Below are 15,553 nucleotides of genomic sequence, written 5' to 3' on the forward strand. Positions count from 1 at the left end.
TCTTTGGCGACCGGCAATTCGGCAGGCGTTTGCGCGCACGCCAAAACCGCCCACCAGTAAGCACCGAACCCCAACAGACCACGAAGCCATGTCATGCCAGCACGCTCAAGCCAACAGCCAGTTGGGTTTGCGTTTTTGCAAAAAGGACTGCACGCCCTCCTTGCCTTCGCTGCTGGCACGGATGTCGGCGATGCCCGCCACCGTCTGCGCGACCAGCGCGTCGTTGATTTCGCGTTCGGCCACGTCTTGCACCAGCTTTTTGCAAGCGCGCACGGCGTGAGGGCTGGCGCTCACCAGCGCTTGGGTCAGATCGGCCACTTTGGCGTCCAGCGCGTCGGCGCTCACCACCTCGTGCACCAGTCCGATCCGGTGCGCCTCGGCCGCGCCAAAGCGCTCGGCCGTCAAAAAGTAGCGGTGCGCCGCACGCGCGCCCATGGCGCGGATCACATAGGGGCTGATGGTCGCGGGGATCAGGCCCAGCTTGACTTCGCTCAGGCAGTAGTTCGCCGTGTCCACGCTCACCGCCATGTCACACGCCGCCACCAGGCCCATGCCGCCCGCGTACACATCGCCTTGCACACGGGCGATGGTGGGTTGGGGGCATGCGTAAATGGCCCGCAACATGGCGGCCAGCTCGCCCGCGTCGGCCAGGTTTTCGTCCCGGGTGTAATCGGCCATTCGACGCATCCAGTTCAAGTCGGCACCGGCGCAAAAGGCAGAGCCCTCTGCGGCCAACACCACGCAGCGCACGGCCGGGTCTTGGGCCACCGCCAGAAAAGCGGTTTTCAGCTCGGCTATGACGTCGTCGTTGAAGGCGTTGCGCACATCGGGGCGTGACAGCGTGATGGTGCGCACGCCGCTTTGGGTCGAAATTTTCAGTGCTGTGCTCATGCTTTGGGGGCCTGTTCTGCCAAAAGGAAGTACACCATGTCCAGCTCCGGGCAAGGCTGGCCCATGGCCGTCATTGCCGCCGTGATCTGCCCACGGTGGTGGGTGGCGTGGTTGAAGACATGCGCCAAGGTGGCCGCAAACGGCAAGGACAGGGGGTCGCCTTGGCTGGTTCGGTAATCCAGTTGGCCGTCAAAACGCTCGGCGGGCCAGGTACCGATCAGGGACGTCCAATTCGCCGAACCGCCCTTGAGCGCCTGTGCTAGGCGTTCGCGGTGGGGCTCGATCTCGGTATTGAGGGCCAGCACCGGCGATGCGCCTTTTGAAAAACGCGCATACCAAAGCAGGTGCTCGGCCACCAGCATGTGGTTCAGCGTGCCGTGGATGCTTTTGAAAAACAGGCCCACGTCGCGTTGGTAGTCTTCGGCTGACACGCGCGAGACCGCTTCGAGCAAGCGGTGTGTGGCCCAGACGTGGTAACGCGCCAGACCGCTGAAGTGGGTGTGCCAAGTCGATGTGTTCATTGTGGCCATGTGTCCAGTCCTCCCAAAGTTTTGAACGATTCAAAATCCGCGTCGCGGTGCAGCAGCGTGTGGCCGTGGGCCATGCAGTAGCTGGCCAGCAGCACGTCAATGGGGCTGTGCACGGTACGGCCAGACTGGCGCAACCGTTGATAAAGCGTGGCCGCCTGCAAGGCGTTGTCGAGGCCACCGATCTCCACCACTTCCAAGTCCAGCAAAAGGTCGCGCACCCGGGCCTGGGCACTGGCCGTGGAGAAGCCTCGCAACACCTCAAAAATAACCAAATCGGCCACACCAATGTCGGGTGGTCCCTCTTGCCCGGAGAGCCAGTGCTTGAGCTGTTGGGTCTGTGGGTTGATCGTGCCTCGAAAGTGATCGATCAGCACGCTGGAGTCCACCAAAATCATGCTGATTTACCTTTAGCTGGCAGTCGGGTGTCAGTTGCTGCTCGGGATTTGCGGCCCTTCACCGCTGGTTTGACCACATAAGCAGCCACAGGTTCTTGCACGGTCTCTGCAAGTTGCCTCTCTTCGCGCGCCTTGGCCCAGGCTTCGTCGGAATCGTCCCAAAACAAAGTGCCACGCGCGGCCAACAACGCCGCATAAGCCTTCTTGCGCTTGAGCAAGCGCAAGCCCTCTTCGACCGCGTCCCTCTTTGTCTTGAAATCACCCGAGGCCATGACATCGGCCATGAGCTTGTCGTCGATCACGATGTTGGTGCGCACTTTGAAACCTCTTGAATGTGTATGAATTTATAAAATGATACACATCACATGCGGAAAAGTCCAAATTTCGTCTCGGGAATCGGTGCATTCAGCGATGCACTCAAGCCCAGCGCCAGCACGCGGCGGGTGTCGGCCGGGTCGATGATGCCGTCGTCCCACAGGCGGGCAGTGGCGTAATAGGGGTGGCCCTGCACCTCGTACTGTTCTTTGATGGGGGCCTTGAACGCGGCCTCTTCGTCGGCGCTCCATTGGCCACCCTTGCCCTCGATGCCGTCACGCTTGACCGTGGCCAAGACGCTCGCCGCCTGCTCGCCGCCCATGACGGAGATGCGGGCGTTGGGCCACATCCACAAGAAACGGGGCGAGTAAGCGCGGCCACACATGCCGTAGTTGCCTGCACCAAAGCTGCCGCCAATGATGATGGTGAACTTGGGCACAGCGGCCGTCGCCACAGCCGTGACCATCTTCGCGCCGTTGCGGGCGATGCCTTCGTTTTCGTATTTGCGGCCCACCATGAAGCCGGTGATGTTTTGCAAAAACACCAGCGGGATCTTGCGCTGGCAGCACAGCTCGATGAAGTGCGCGCCCTTGAGCGCCGACTCGCTGAACAAGATGCCGTTGTTGGCGATGATGCCCACCGGCATGCCTTCGATGCGGGCAAAGCCACAGATCAAGGTGGTGCCAAAGCGCGATTTGAATTCGTCGAACTCCGAGCCGTCGACGATGCGGGCGATGATCTCGCGCACATCAAAAGGCTTGCGCGTGTCGGTGGGGATCACGCCATACAACTCTTGCGCATCCAACAGCGGCGGCACGGGTGCGTGCGTGGCGATGTTGGGGGCCTTTTGGGCGTTCAGATTTTTCACAGCCTGGCGCGCCAAGGCCAGGGCATGCACATCGTTTTGCGCCAAATGGTCGGCCACACCCGACAGTCGCGTGTGCACATCGCCACCGCCCAAGTCTTCGGCACTCACCACCTCACCCGTGGCGGCCTTGACCAGTGGCGGGCCGCCCAAAAAGATGGTGCCCTGGTTTTTGACAATGATGGTTTCGTCACTCATGGCGGGCACGTACGCGCCACCTGCGGTGCACGAGCCCATGACCACGGCGATCTGCGAAATGCCCAACGCGCTCATGTTGGCCTGGTTGAAGAAGATGCGGCCAAAGTGGTCGCGATCCGGAAAGACCTCGTCCTGGTTGGGCAAGTTGGCACCGCCAGAGTCCACCAAATAGATGCAGGGCAAGTGGTTTTGCTGCGCGATCTCTTGCGCGCGCAAATGCTTTTTTACCGTGAGGGGGTAATAGGTGCCGCCCTTCACCGTGGCGTCGTTGCACACGATCATGCAGTCCACCCCGCTCACGCGGCCAATGCCCACGATCACGCCCGAACTGGGCGCATCGTTGTTGTACATGTTGAGGGCAGCCAATGGCGCGACTTCGAGGAAAGGCGTGCCGGGGTCGAGCAGCATCTGCACGCGGTCACGCGGCAGCAGTTTGCCCCGGGCGGTGTGCTTGGCGCGGGGCGCATCACCGCCACCCAAAGCCACGCGCTCCAGGTGGGCGCGCAGGTCGTCCACCAAGCCACGCATGGCGGCGGCATTGGCTTGAAAGTCGGCCGAACGCGGGTTCAGTTGGGAGTGCAAAACAGTCATGTGTCTTCCTTGGCTGTGGCCCCGGGCACACGGCAAACACCGCGCCTGTGGGGCAATGCCTGCCAGCTTAAGACCTGCGCCCGGTTGGAGGGTGTCAAATGGGTTGCAAATCGTGCCACAATTTCAAGGCCCATGAACCCGCACTCGCCTGACCCACCTCGCCCGACCCACACCGGCCGCGCCGAGACACCCATGACTTTCGTCAAAGCGATCGCACAGGCCTATACCCAACGCGGCATGGACCCGCTGCCCGCCCTGACCGAGGCACAAATTGCGCCAGACACCCTGCACCAGCCCGAGGCACGCATCACCGCCCTGCAAATGGAATGGCTGTCGGCCACCGCCATGCGGGCGCTGGACGACGAAGCCCTGGGCTGGTTCAGCCGTCGCCTGCCTTGGGGCAGCTACGGCATGCTGGTGCGCGCCTCACTGACCGCGCCCACCTTGGGTGTGGCCCTGCAGCGCTGGTGCCGCCACCACGGGTTATTGACCGACGACATCCACCTGCAAGTCAGCACCGAGGCGGGCGTGGCGCACCTGCAATTGCACGAACACCGCCCGCTGGGAACATTGCAGGAGTTTGCCGTGGTCTCGGTACTGCGCAATGCACTGGGCGTGGCCTGCTGGCTGACCGACTCGCGCATTCCGCTGGTGCAAACCACTTTGCGCTTTGCCCCGCCACTGCATGAAGAAAGTTACCGTGTGCTGTTTGACGGCCCCACGCAATTCAACGCGCCCACGCACAGCCTGCAGTTCGACGCCGGTTACCTGAGCTTGCCGGTGCGCCGCGACGAAGCGGCTTTGCAGCGCATGCTGCAACGCGCCCTGCTGCTCACGGTGCGCCCTTACCGCCGCGACCGCTTGCTGGTGGAAAAAGTGCGCCAAACCCTGGCCGAACACCCCGAACACAGCCGCAACGCCGACGACCTGGCGGCCTGGCTCAACTTGTCGGCGCGCACCCTGCACCGGCAACTGAAAGAAGAGGGCGCCAGCCTGCAGCAACTCAAAGACGCCGTTCGCCGCGACCTGGCCACCGAGCTGCTGCTGCGCACGCAGCGTCCCATCAAACAGATCGCCGCCGAGGTCGGGTTTCAGAACGAAAAAAGCTTCATGCGGGCCTTCAAGGGGTGGACGGGGGTCACGCCGGAGGGGGTGAGGTCTCATCAGCCATCTCAGCCCAGCTAAACTGGCTTTTACCTGTAGGAAAAACCCTCAAAATTTAAATTTGCCCGATCTTGTCTTTAAATTTGTCCAAGATCTAATGCCTGATCAAGCAACTTACAAGCAAATAAGCGGCACCCGAATGAGCCAGAAATCCGTTGCTTCGATCATGCAAAAGTGGTCATTGACAAAACCACTTCAATTCACCAGCAGAACTAAAGACTTGCTGAGAAAAGCGACTATCTATTTTTAGAGTCAGCGTGCCAACTCAGAAGCAATCATGAAATCCTAACCCCATCAACCCAGCACCTCTTCACCCGAGCCGCAAACCCCGCATGTGCTCAAACACCTGCGCCGCACCGGCCTGGCGCAGGGCATGGGCGTCAGCGCCGGGTGGCGCATAAGCCCACACCGTGGCCCCTGCAGCCACCCCCGCCGTGATGCCCACGGTGGTGTCTTCCACCACCAGGCAGCGCGCCGGATCAATTTGCAAGTGCGCTGCTGCGGCCAAATACACATCAGGGTGCGGTTTGCTGCGCGGCATTTCATGGCCGCTGAAAATGCGGCCTTCAAAAAAGTCCATCAGACCGACTTGCTTGAGCATCATCTCGACCTTGAACCGGTCGGCCCCCGATGCCACCGCGATGCGGCCTTGGCAGTGCTCGTGCAGGTGCGCCACCGCTTCGTGCACGCCCTCAATGGCAGCGATGTCTTGGGTGAGGCGTTCGTTGCGAAGGGCGTAAAACTGCTCCAGCCAAACGTCGGTCAGCGGCACGCCGGTGTGCGCTTCGATGATGCTGCGTTGGCTTTTGACGGTGTGGCCCACAAAGCGCTGCATGCACTCGGCCAGCGTCATGCGCCAACCCTGCTCTTCAAACATGTCACGTAGCACGCCGCAGGTGATGGCTTCGCTGTCCACCAGCACACCGTCGCAATCAAAAAGAATGGCTTCAAAGTTCATGCGGGGGATCATACGGTCAGTCACTGGGGCCGCTCAAAGCTCATCGCCATCCACATAAAACCAGCGACCGTCTTCGCGCACAAAACGGCTGCGTTCGTGCTGTCGCACGGCTTTCCCGCCCAACCTGAAACGTGTAACGAAATCGACCTCGGCCGAATCGGCACCGGTGACGTGGTGCTGCTTGATTTCCAGACCCAGCCACTTGGCCCCGGCTTCGAGCGTCAGCTCAGCGGGGCGCTGACTGCTGTGCCAAGTGGCCAGCAGATAAGGCACATCGCCCCGCACAAAAGCGCTGTAGCGCGAGCGCATCAGGCTTTCGGCATCAGGCGTGGGCTGGCCCGCGTGGTACAGGCCGCAGCATGCCTCCAGGGTCATCGCTTGGCCTTTGGCCGTGCTGCGGCCGCAGGGACAAGGCGTCACCATCAAGCGCCTTTTCGCGCTGCGCTTTCGGCCTTGTGTTGTTCCATGGTGACGATGGGTGCCGCAGCTTTTTTCCAGGCGGTGAATCCGCCGTCGATGTGGGCGACGTTGCTCATGCCCATGTCTTGCAGGGTTTTGGTGGCCAGGGCGCTGCGCCAGCCTGCGCCGCAAAACAAGATGAACTCCTTGCTTTCGTCAGCGAACACCGGCTTGAAGTAGGGCGATGCCGGGTCCACCCAGAATTCGAGCATGCCACGCGGGGCCAGCAAAGCGCCTGGCACGGTGCCATCGCGCTCGAGCTCCCGCGGGTCGCGAATGTCAACGATTTGAACGTTCGGGTCGCCCATGCGGGCACGCACCGCGTCCACGCTGTGCGTCGTAACTTGGGCCATGGCTTCGTCCACGAGCGCCTGAAATCCTTTGGTGATGGGCATGTCTGTCTCCTTGTGTGTATTGAACAGCGGCGATTGAGGGTGGGTTTATTTTCGCCAAAAGTGCGAGCTGAACAGCACCAGCACCGACAGCAACTCCAGGCGGCCCAGCAACATGGCAAAGGTCAGCACGCCCAGCTGAAAGGGGTTCAGGCCGCCATAGTTGCCCGAGGGCCCCACTTCGCCCAGCCCCGGGCCGATGTTGTTGACGGTGGCGATCACCGCAGAAAACGCGGTGACGATGTCCATGCCACTGAGCAAAAGCAACATGCTCAGGCCCATGGTGGCCCCGCCATAAATGAGCATGAAGCCCAGCACCGCCGTCATGACCGACATGGGCATGATCCCACCTCCCAGCGTGACCGGGTTGATGACGCGCGGGTGAATGATGCGCACCAGCTCTCGTCGCGCTTGCTTGACCAGCAAGATCATGCGCACCATTTTGATGCCGCCCCCGGTGGAGCCCGCGCACGAGACAAAGCAGCCCAAAAACATCAGCAAGACCGGCGCAAACACGGGCCACAGCGCATAGTCGGTGGCCGCATAGCCGGTGGTGGTGGCCAGAGACACGACATGGAAAGCGCTCACGCGCAGGGCATGGGCCCAGTCGTTGTACACGCCATGGGCCATCAACAAACCCGTCAGCAGCACAGTGGCCAAGACCAGCACAGCAAAGTAGGTGCGAATTTCATGGTCGTTGGTCACAGGCTTGAGCGACAGGGTCCGCAGCACCACAAAATAGCGCACAAAGCTGATGCCTGCCAGCGTCATGAAGACGATGGCCACGCTTTCTATCAAGGGCGAGTTGAAATGCGCAAAGCTGGCATCGTAGGAAGAGAATCCGCCCAAGCCCATGGTGGTGCACATGTGCATGAAGGCATCGGCCCAGCTCATGCCCGCCCAGCGGTAGGCCAGCAAGCAAGCACCCGAAAACACAAAGTACACGCCCCACAGGCCGCGCGCCGTCTCGGAAATGCGTGGCGTGAATTTGGTGTCTTTCATGGGACCGGGGGTTTCGGCCTTGTACAGCTGCACGCCGCCCAGACCCAGCATGGGCAACACCGCCACCACCAGCAGCATGATGCCCAGGCCGCCGATGAGTTGTAGAAAACAGCGCCAGATGTTCACCGACACAGGCAAGTGCTCCAACCCCGACAAGGCCGTCGCCCCGGTGGCCGTGAGCGCGCTCATGGCTTCAAAGTAGGCCTTGAACCAGGAGATGTCGGGCACCAGAAACATGAGCGGCAATGCCGAGTAAGCAGGCAAGACCAACCAAACCATGTTGACCAACAAAAAGCCGTCTTTGGCCAACATTTCTCGGCGGTGGCGTTGCGTGATGGCCGCCAGCAGCAAACCGCTCGCTGCCGTCAAGCCAAAACCCGCCAGCCAGATCCACTGCAGGTCGTGGTGGTCTTCAAACCAGGCCCAGATGCCCGGCACCAAAAAAGTGAACGAGAACGCGATCAAGATGCGCGCCATCACGGACAGCACGGGGAAGAAGGTTTTGAGCATCAGCCAAAAAAGGTCGCACCGACCTGAAAGAGTTTTTCCACCGCGCGCACATCGCGCTTGTTGGGGATGAACAAGATGATGTGGTCATCGGCCTCGATCAGCGTGTCGTGGTGCGGCATCAGCACTTCGGATTTTTTACCCTCGCCGCGCACAATGGCCCCCATGCTGACCCCCTTGGGCAGTTTGACTTCTTCGACACGTCGGCCCACCAGTTTGGAGGTTTTGATGTCACCCCGCGCAATGCCCTCCAGGGCTTCTGCCGCGCCCCGGCGCAGGCTGTGCACCGCCGCCACATCGCCCCGCCGCAAATGCGCCAGCAGCTCGCCAATGACGGTTTGCGCGGGCGAAATCGCGATGTCGATGGTGCTGCCTTGCATCATGTCGGCATAAGCGCGGCGGTTGATCAGCGCCATGACGCGACGTGCCCCCATGCGCTTGGCCAGCATGGCCGACATGATGTTGTCCTCGTCGTCGCTGGTCAAGGCCAGAAACAGGTCCATCTCGCCCACGTTCTCTTCGTGCAGCAGGTCTTCGTCAGCGCCGTCCCCATTCAAAATCAACATGCTGGACGGCAGTTGGCTGGCCAGGTATTCACAGCGCTTCTTGTCGCGTTCGATCAGTTTCACGTCGTACTGGCCCGCCAGAATGCGCGCCAAACGCAAGCCGACTTTGCCGCCCCCTGCCAGCATCAGTCGCTGCACCGGCTTGTCGGTGGTGTGAATACCTGCCAAAACGAGGCGAATTTTGTCCTTGTCGGCCAGCACAAACACCTCGTCACCGGGCAGAATGCGCGTCTCGGGCGTGGCGTCGATCCGGGTGTCTTGGCGGTACAAGGCCACCACGCGCATCTCGGCATGCGGCAGACGGTCGCGAAACTCGGCAATGGTGTGGTTGACCAGCAAGCTGTCGGCCGCTGCACGCACCACGATCAGGCTGACGCGGCCCTCGGCAAACTCCAACACCTGCAAGGCCTCAGGGTACTGGATGAGCTGCTCGATGTAGCGCATCACCGATTCTTCGGGGCAGATCACATGGTCGACCGAAAAACCGGTTTTGCCCAACAATTCATCGCCCTCGTTGAACTCGGGCGATCGCAAACGGGCAATGGTGGTGGGGATGTTGAACACATCGTGGGCGATCTTGCAGACCACCAGATTCGATTCGTCGGCCGCCGCGCAGGCGATGATCATGTCGGCGTCTTTGGCCCCCGCCTCGCGCAACACCGAAGGCTGGATGCCGTTGCCCACCACGCCACGCAAGTCCAAGCGCTCTTCCAGAAGCCTCAGACGAGCCGGGTCCTGGTCGATGACGGTGATGTCATTTTGCTCGGAAACCAGGCTTTCAGCGACGCTTTCGCCCACGCGGCCAGCGCCGAGGATGATGATATTCATAAGTTGAAATCATACGTCAATGACCGGCGTCAGACGGTCATTCAGGCGTTCAAAGTGCGCGCTGGATGATGATTTTCTGCACGTCGCTGGTGCCTTCATAAATTTGGCACACCCGCACATCGCGGTAAATGCGCTCCACCGGGAAGTCGCTCACATAGCCGTAACCCCCCAGGGTCTGGATGGCCGCTGAGCAGACTTTTTCAGCGACTTCGCTGGCAAACAGCTTGGCCATGGCGGCTTCTTTGAGGCACGGGCGGCCCGCATCGCGCAAGCTGGCCGCGTGCCAAATCAGCTGGCGCGCCGCTTCGAGTTGCGTGGCGCAATCGGCCAAACGAAAGCCCACCGCCTGGTGGTTGAAGATGGCGGTGCCAAAGCTTTCGCGCTGCTTGGCGTAGTCAATCGCCACCTCCAAAGCGCTGCGCGCCATGCCCAGGCTTTGCGCGGCAATGCCGATGCGCCCGCCCTCCAAAGACGACAGGGCAATTTTGTAGCCCTCGCCCTCTTGGCCGATCAGGTTTTCGGCGGGAATGCGGCAGTTGTCGAAGTTGATCTGCGCGGTGTCGCTGCTGTGCTGGCCCAGCTTGTCTTCCAGGCGCGCCACCACGTAGCCCGGGGTGCGGGTGGGCACGATGAAAGCGCTCAGGCCTTTTTTGCCCGCGCCTTTGTCGGTGACCGCGATCACGATGGCCACATCGCCATTTTGGCCGCTGGTGATGAACTGTTTGACGCCGTTGATGACGTAGCCATCGCCGTCTTTCACAGCGGTGGTCCGCAGGGCCGAAGCGTCCGAGCCCACATGCGGCTCGGTCAGGCAAAACGCGCCGAGCATCTGGCCTTGGGCCAAGGGCGTGAGCCACTGCGCTTTTTGCGCGGCGTTGCCGTACATCATCAAAATGGCGTTCACAGGGCAGTTGGTCACGCTGATCACCGTGCTGGTGCCGCCGTCACCGGCCGCGATTTCTTCGAGCACCAGCGCCAGCGTCACATAGTCCAGACCCGCGCCGCCCAAGGCTTCGGGCACACAAATGCCATACGCACCCAGCTCGGCCAGGCCCTTGTGCACGTCTTTGGGGAAGTGGTGCTTTTTGTCCCACTCGGCCGCATGGGGCCACAGTTCGCGCTGGGCAAAGTCGCGTACCGCTTCGCGGATCATTTCCTGGTCGGGGGTCAGCAGCATGGGGCTCTTTCTTTATCGGGTCACCAGGGCAGGGTCTGGCCGTCGTGGTTCAAAAATGCGCCACGCTGTGTCGGGTCGCGTTGTTCAAGGATACGGTTCAACGTTTGGCGCAAGCTGCTTGCGCTTTGCTCAGGCGTGAGCGGGGCAGCCGCGCCGCCCATGTCGGTCTGCACCCAGCCAGGGTGGATGGCCAGAACGGACACATCAGGCTGCTCGGCTTGCGTGCAGCGCACCACCATATTGAGGGCGGCCTTGCTCACGCGGTAGAGCGCGGCGTTACCGCTGGTGGTTGCTTGCAGACTGCCCATGATCGAGCTGATGCAGGCGATCACGCCCTGTGTTTCTTGCACCATGGGCGCGATTTGCGGGATGACCTGCATCGCGCCCATCACGTTGGTGTGCATCACGGCGTCAAAGCTGTCGCGGGCGGGCGGCGTGTTCGCACTGGCGCGGTCCATGGCGCCGGCCACATAAATGGCCAGGTCGATTTTTTCACCGTCGAGCTGCCAAGACAGCCCAGAGTTGCTGGCCGGGTTGGCCACGTCCAAGCGCAGGGTTTGCGCGCCCAAAGCCTTCAGGCGTTCAAGCCCCTCATCGCTACGGGCCGTGGCGATCACACGCCAGCCGTCGGCGATGTACTGGCTGGCCAGTTCAAAACCGATGCCGCGCGATGCGCCAATGAGGAGGATGGTTTTCATAGTGTTTGTGTAGACAGTAGCGGCCTCTGGCCGCGAAAAACGGGTTTGCGATATCGCGGCCAGAGGCCGCTGCTACCGTGAAATTACACCAGTTCGAGCGCCACCGCCGTGCCTTCGCCACCGCCAATGCACAACGTGGCCAGACCCTTCTTGAGGCCACGGGCTTTCAGGGCGTGGATCAGCGTGACCATGATGCGGGCACCGGATGCGCCAATCGGGTGACCCAGGGCGCAGGCGCCGCCGTTGACGTTGACCTTGTCGTGCGGCACGTTCAGCTCTTTCATGAGCGCCATGGGCACCACGGCAAAGGCTTCGTTGACTTCCCACAGGTCGACGTCTTGCACCGTCCAGCCCGCTTTGGCCAAGGCCTTTTGGGTCGCGCCCACGGGTGCGGTGGCAAACCACTCGGGCTCTTGCGCGTGGGTGGCGTGGCTCACGATGCGGGCCAGCGGTTTGCAGCCGAGCTTGGCCGCGGTGCTTTCGCGCATCAGCACCATGGCGGCCGCGCCGTCGTTGATGGACGAGCTGCTGGCGGCGGTGATGGTGCCGTCTTTCTTGAAGGCGGGCTTGAGGCTGGTGATCTTGTCGAGCTTGACTTTGCCGGGGCCTTCGTCGATGGACACCACGCGTTCGCCGCTGCGGTCTTTCACCGTGACGGGCGTGATCTCGGCCGCAAAAGCACCCGACTCGGTGGCGGCCTTGGCGCGCTGCACGCTGGTGGTGGCAAAGTGGTCTTGCTCGGCACGTGTGAAGCTGTATTTGGCCGCGCAGTCTTCGCCAAAGGTGCCCATGCTGCGACCAGCCTCGTAGGCGTCTTCCAGTCCGTCGAGCATCATGTGGTCGTAAATTTTGTCGTGCCCCATGCGGTAACCACCCCGACCCTTGAGCAGAAGAAAGGGCGCGTTGGTCATGCTCTCCATGCCACCGGCCACCAGCACATCGTGCGTACCGGCGACCAGCATGTCGTGGGCGAACATGGCCGCACGCATGCCCGAGCCGCACATCTTGGACAGCGTGACCGCGCCCGCGCTCTTGGGCAAACCACCCTTGAAGCCCGCTTGACGCGCTGGCGCCTGGCCCTGGCCTGCCATCAGGCAGTTGCCAAAAAGCACCTCGGTGACCAGCTCGGGGCTGATGCCTGCGCGCTCAACGGCGGCTTTGATGGCTGCGCCACCCAAGTCGTGGGCGGCCAGTGCAGAAAAGTCACCCTGAAAGCTGCCCATGGGGGTGCGGGCGGCGCTGACGATAACAATCGGATCGTGTGACATGTGGATTCCTTTCAGGCATGGATGTCGGCAATGATGAGGTGTTCGCCGGTTTCTTCTTCGGCGATGCGGCGGATGTAGGCCACAAAATCGGGGTCTTCGCCGCGCAGCAAGAGGGGCAGGGATCGGCGGAAGTCGTCGCGCCTGCACCACTCGCGCATGTAGTCGTCCCAGGAGTTCCAACGCCGCTGTTCGGTGGCGCTCATTTCCTCGCGATAAGCGATCAGATAGGCGCGTTCAAACAGCGCAATGAGCATGTCGAAAATGATCAACATGCGCTCTTTTTGCTCAGGGCTGGGGTTGGGCAGGGCCTGGTTGGTGCGCAGCTGAAGATCGGCGTGGTCCAGCACCACTTTCAAAAAGTCGTTGTAGGCGTCCGACAGGTGTTGGTAGGCCTCTTCTTCTTCGTTTTCGCGCTCCTTGCGCTGCTCGAGCCAGAACACCCAGACGGCGTAGGGCAGACCGAACACGGTCACCGCATAACTGCCCATCTCCAGAAGTTCGGCCAAGCTCATGGGCACTCGGCGCTCAGCCGCCTCTCGGATAGCGCTTGAGCGCATGGCGAAACACACCCAGCACCTCGCCCGGATGGCTCATGCTCACCCCCAGGTCTTTGGCCAGGCCGTCCTTGATGCCATAGCACCAGCCGTGCACGCTGATTTTCTGGCCACGGGCCCAGGCGTCCTGAACCACATTGGTCAACGCCACGTTGCCCACTTGCTCGATCACGTTCATTTCGCACAGAACGTCTTCCTGTTCTGCCACTGGCAAATGATCGAGGCGGCGACGGTGCCGCACCTTGACGTCGTGCACATGGCGTAACCAGTTGTCGACCAAGCCCACACGCATGCCCCGCAGCGTGGCCAGCACACCACCACAGCCGTAATGACCCACCACCATGATCTGCTCAACCTTCAGGACGTCGACGGCGTACTGAATGACTGACAGGGCATTGAGGTCGGAGTGCACCACCAAGTTGGCGACATTGCGGTGCACAAACACTTCGCCCGGGTCCAGACCGGTGATTTGGTTGGCGGGCACCCGGCTGTCCGAGCAGCCTATCCACAAGAAGCGGGGCGATTGCTGGTTGGCCAGACGCTTGAAGAAATCGGGATCCTCGCGCACCATGCGTGCGGCCCATTCTCGGTTATTGGCAAGCAGTGTTTGCATGGTCTGTGCCTCAGCAGGTTTCGGCGAACAGCTCGCGGCCGATCAGCATGCGGCGAATTTCGCTCGTGCCCGCGCCGATTTCGTACAGCTTGGCATCGCGCCACAAACGGCCCAGCGGGTATTCGTTGATGTAGCCGTTGCCACCAAAGATCTGCACGCCTTCGCCCGCCATCCAGGTGGCTTTTTCGGCGGTCCACAAGATGACGCTGGCGCAGTCCTTGCGCACTTGGCGCACATGCTCCACACCCAACAAGTCGAGGTTTTTGGCCACGGTGTAGGCAAACGAGCGACCGGCTTGCAACACGGTGTACATGTCGGCCACTTTGCCCTGGATCAGCTGGAACTCGCCAATGCTCTGGCCAAACTGCTTGCGGTCGTGGATGTAGGGGATCACGTTGTCCATGACAGCTTGCATGATGCCCAAGGGGCCACCCGTGAGCACAGCGCGCTCGTAATCCAGACCGCTCATCAGCACCTTGGCGCCATTGTTCAGGCCACCCAGAATGTTCTCGGCAGGCACTTCGACGTTGTTGAACACCAGCTCGCCTGTGTGGCTGCCGCGCATGCCCAGCTTGTCAAGTTTTTGCGCGATGGAAAAACCCTTCATGCCCTTTTCGATCAAAAAGGCCGTGACGCCGCGCGCGCCCAACTCGGGCTCGCTCTTGGCATAGACCACCAGGGTGTCGGCATCCGGGCCGTTGGTGATCCACATCTTGGAGCCGTTGAGCAGGAAGAAGCCGCCCTTGTCTTCTGCCTTGAGCTTCATGCTCAGCACGTCCGAGCCCGCGCCAGGTTCAGACATGGCCAAAGCGCCCACATGCTCACCGCTGATGAGCTTGGGCAGGTACTTGGCACGCTGCTCGGGGGTGCCGTTGCGCTTGATCTGGTTCACGCACAAATTGGAGTGCGCGCCGTAGCTCAGACCCACAGAAGCGCTGGCACGGGAAATTTCTTCCATGGCGATCATGTGGGCCAAGTAGCCCATGTTCGCGCCGCCGTACTCCTCACCCACGGTGATGCCCAACACCCCGAGATCACCCATCTTGCGCCACAGATCCATCGGGAACTGGTCGCTGCGGTCGATCTCGGCAGCGCGGGGGGCGATTTCGGCTTGGGCAAAGTCGCGCACGGCGTCGCGCAGGGCATCGATGTCTTCACCGAGTTGGAAATTCAGGCCGGGCAAGTTGTTCATGGGTTCTCCGTTGAGCGTTGAGCGGTTGCAATTGTCTTTCACGCTGAACGCAAAACGCCCAACGCTGAACACACTAGTAAGTTTTGGCGACGGGCACCAACGTCGACTGCATCACTGCGCAATCTGAGCGTTTGCCGGTGTCGTCGATGTGCACCACATCGGCCGTGGTGACGATGATGCGTTTGCCCGCCTTGGTGACGCGGCCGGTGGCGCGAATTTCTCCGCCTTGAAAGTTGGAAAGAAAGTTGATCTTGTATTCCACGGTGGTGACTTCCATGCCTTCTGGCGACACGGTCAGTGCCGCGTAACCGGCAGCAATGTCCGCCAGTGCGCCAATGGCACCACCGTGATAGCCGCCTTGTTGCTGCGTGACCTTGTCGCTGTAGGGCA

The 15,553-nt window shown here is 61.4% G+C and carries 18 protein-coding genes; 1 reads left to right on the forward strand and 17 read right to left on the reverse strand.

Features of this window, described 5'->3' with window-relative positions:
• Positions 1-105: 105 nt before the first annotated feature.
• The 5 genes from ACIQ47_RS10935 to ACIQ47_RS10955 are packed head-to-tail and all read right to left on the reverse strand — an operon-like array spanning position 106 to position 3,785.
• A complete protein-coding gene (locus ACIQ47_RS10935; RefSeq protein WP_396438152.1) occupies positions 106-891 on the reverse strand; it encodes an enoyl-CoA hydratase/isomerase family protein in 786 nt (261 codons plus the stop codon).
• Positions 888-1,421 carry a DinB family protein gene (locus tag ACIQ47_RS10940; RefSeq protein ID WP_396438153.1) on the reverse strand — a complete coding sequence of 178 codons (534 nt, stop codon included), beginning with the start codon at positions 1,419-1,421 and terminating at the stop codon, positions 888-890. Before ACIQ47_RS10940 ends, ACIQ47_RS10935 begins: the two co-directional genes overlap by 4 nt.
• Positions 1,409-1,816: a PIN domain-containing protein gene (locus tag ACIQ47_RS10945; RefSeq protein ID WP_396438154.1), complete on the reverse strand. Its 408-nt coding sequence runs from the start codon at positions 1,814-1,816 to the stop codon at positions 1,409-1,411. Before ACIQ47_RS10945 ends, ACIQ47_RS10940 begins: the two co-directional genes overlap by 13 nt.
• Positions 1,813-2,133: a type II toxin-antitoxin system VapB family antitoxin gene (locus ACIQ47_RS10950; protein ID WP_396428878.1), complete on the reverse strand. Its 321-nt coding sequence runs from the start codon at positions 2,131-2,133 to the stop codon at positions 1,813-1,815. Before ACIQ47_RS10950 ends, ACIQ47_RS10945 begins: the two co-directional genes overlap by 4 nt.
• 44 nt (positions 2,134-2,177) lie before the next feature.
• Entirely contained in the window at positions 2,178-3,785 is a 1,608-nt protein-coding gene (locus ACIQ47_RS10955) for a carboxyl transferase domain-containing protein (protein WP_296293606.1), read from the reverse strand.
• A 132-nt stretch (positions 3,786-3,917) separates the two neighbouring features.
• Between ACIQ47_RS10955 and ACIQ47_RS10960 the strand changes: the two genes are divergently transcribed.
• Positions 3,918-4,970: an AraC family transcriptional regulator gene (locus tag ACIQ47_RS10960; protein ID WP_296293605.1), complete on the forward strand. Its 1,053-nt coding sequence runs from the start codon at positions 3,918-3,920 to the stop codon at positions 4,968-4,970.
• Positions 4,971-5,259: 289 nt separating this feature from the next.
• On the opposite strand, the gene ACIQ47_RS10965 is transcribed toward ACIQ47_RS10960, so the two are convergent.
• The 12 genes from ACIQ47_RS10965 to ACIQ47_RS11020 all read right to left on the reverse strand — a co-directional run.
• The gene (locus tag ACIQ47_RS10965) at positions 5,260-5,907 is read right to left on the reverse strand and encodes an HAD family phosphatase (RefSeq protein ID WP_296293773.1); all 648 of its coding nucleotides are present in this window, start codon (positions 5,905-5,907) and stop codon (positions 5,260-5,262) included.
• 33 nt (positions 5,908-5,940) lie between these two features.
• Entirely contained in the window at positions 5,941-6,330 is a 390-nt protein-coding gene (locus tag ACIQ47_RS10970; RefSeq protein WP_396428876.1) for a YchJ family protein, read from the reverse strand.
• Complete coding sequence (locus ACIQ47_RS10975) at positions 6,330-6,761, reverse strand: rhodanese-like domain-containing protein (protein ID WP_396438155.1); 432 nt, start codon at positions 6,759-6,761, stop codon at positions 6,330-6,332. The genes ACIQ47_RS10970 and ACIQ47_RS10975 overlap by 1 nt, the downstream gene beginning before the upstream one ends.
• Before the next feature lie 45 nt (positions 6,762-6,806).
• On the reverse strand, positions 6,807-8,270 hold the full coding sequence (locus ACIQ47_RS10980; protein WP_396438156.1) for a TrkH family potassium uptake protein: 1,464 nt from the start codon (positions 8,268-8,270) through the stop codon (positions 6,807-6,809).
• Positions 8,270-9,661 (reverse strand): Trk system potassium transporter TrkA, encoded by a 1,392-nt coding sequence (gene trkA / locus ACIQ47_RS10985; protein WP_396438157.1) that lies wholly within the window; start codon positions 9,659-9,661, stop codon positions 8,270-8,272. The genes ACIQ47_RS10980 and trkA overlap by 1 nt, the downstream gene beginning before the upstream one ends.
• 49 nt (positions 9,662-9,710) lie before the next feature.
• Positions 9,711-10,838, reverse strand: coding sequence for an acyl-CoA dehydrogenase family protein (locus tag ACIQ47_RS10990; protein ID WP_396438158.1), 1,128 nt, complete (start codon positions 10,836-10,838; stop codon positions 9,711-9,713).
• A 20-nt stretch (positions 10,839-10,858) separates the two neighbouring features.
• Positions 10,859-11,536, reverse strand: coding sequence for an SDR family oxidoreductase (locus tag ACIQ47_RS10995; RefSeq protein WP_396428872.1), 678 nt, complete (start codon positions 11,534-11,536; stop codon positions 10,859-10,861).
• Positions 11,537-11,619: 83 nt separating this feature from the next.
• Entirely contained in the window at positions 11,620-12,804 is a 1,185-nt protein-coding gene (locus tag ACIQ47_RS11000) for an acetyl-CoA C-acyltransferase (protein WP_396438159.1), read from the reverse strand.
• Positions 12,805-12,815: 11 nt separating this feature from the next.
• Entirely contained in the window at positions 12,816-13,361 is a 546-nt protein-coding gene (locus ACIQ47_RS11005; RefSeq protein ID WP_396438160.1) for a hypothetical protein, read from the reverse strand.
• The gene (gene can / locus ACIQ47_RS11010; protein ID WP_396438161.1) at positions 13,330-13,971 is read right to left on the reverse strand and encodes a carbonate dehydratase; all 642 of its coding nucleotides are present in this window, start codon (positions 13,969-13,971) and stop codon (positions 13,330-13,332) included. Before can ends, ACIQ47_RS11005 begins: the two co-directional genes overlap by 32 nt.
• 10 nt (positions 13,972-13,981) lie before the next feature.
• Complete coding sequence (locus ACIQ47_RS11015; RefSeq protein ID WP_396438162.1) at positions 13,982-15,163, reverse strand: isovaleryl-CoA dehydrogenase; 1,182 nt, start codon at positions 15,161-15,163, stop codon at positions 13,982-13,984.
• A gap of 73 nt (positions 15,164-15,236) precedes the next feature.
• A partial coding sequence (locus tag ACIQ47_RS11020) for a PaaI family thioesterase (protein ID WP_396438163.1) occupies positions 15,237-15,553 on the reverse strand: 317 nt, incomplete at its 5' end.

It is taken from the genome of Limnohabitans sp., assembly GCF_044373035.1.
Lineage (GTDB): Bacteria > Pseudomonadota > Gammaproteobacteria > Burkholderiales > Burkholderiaceae_C > Limnohabitans_A.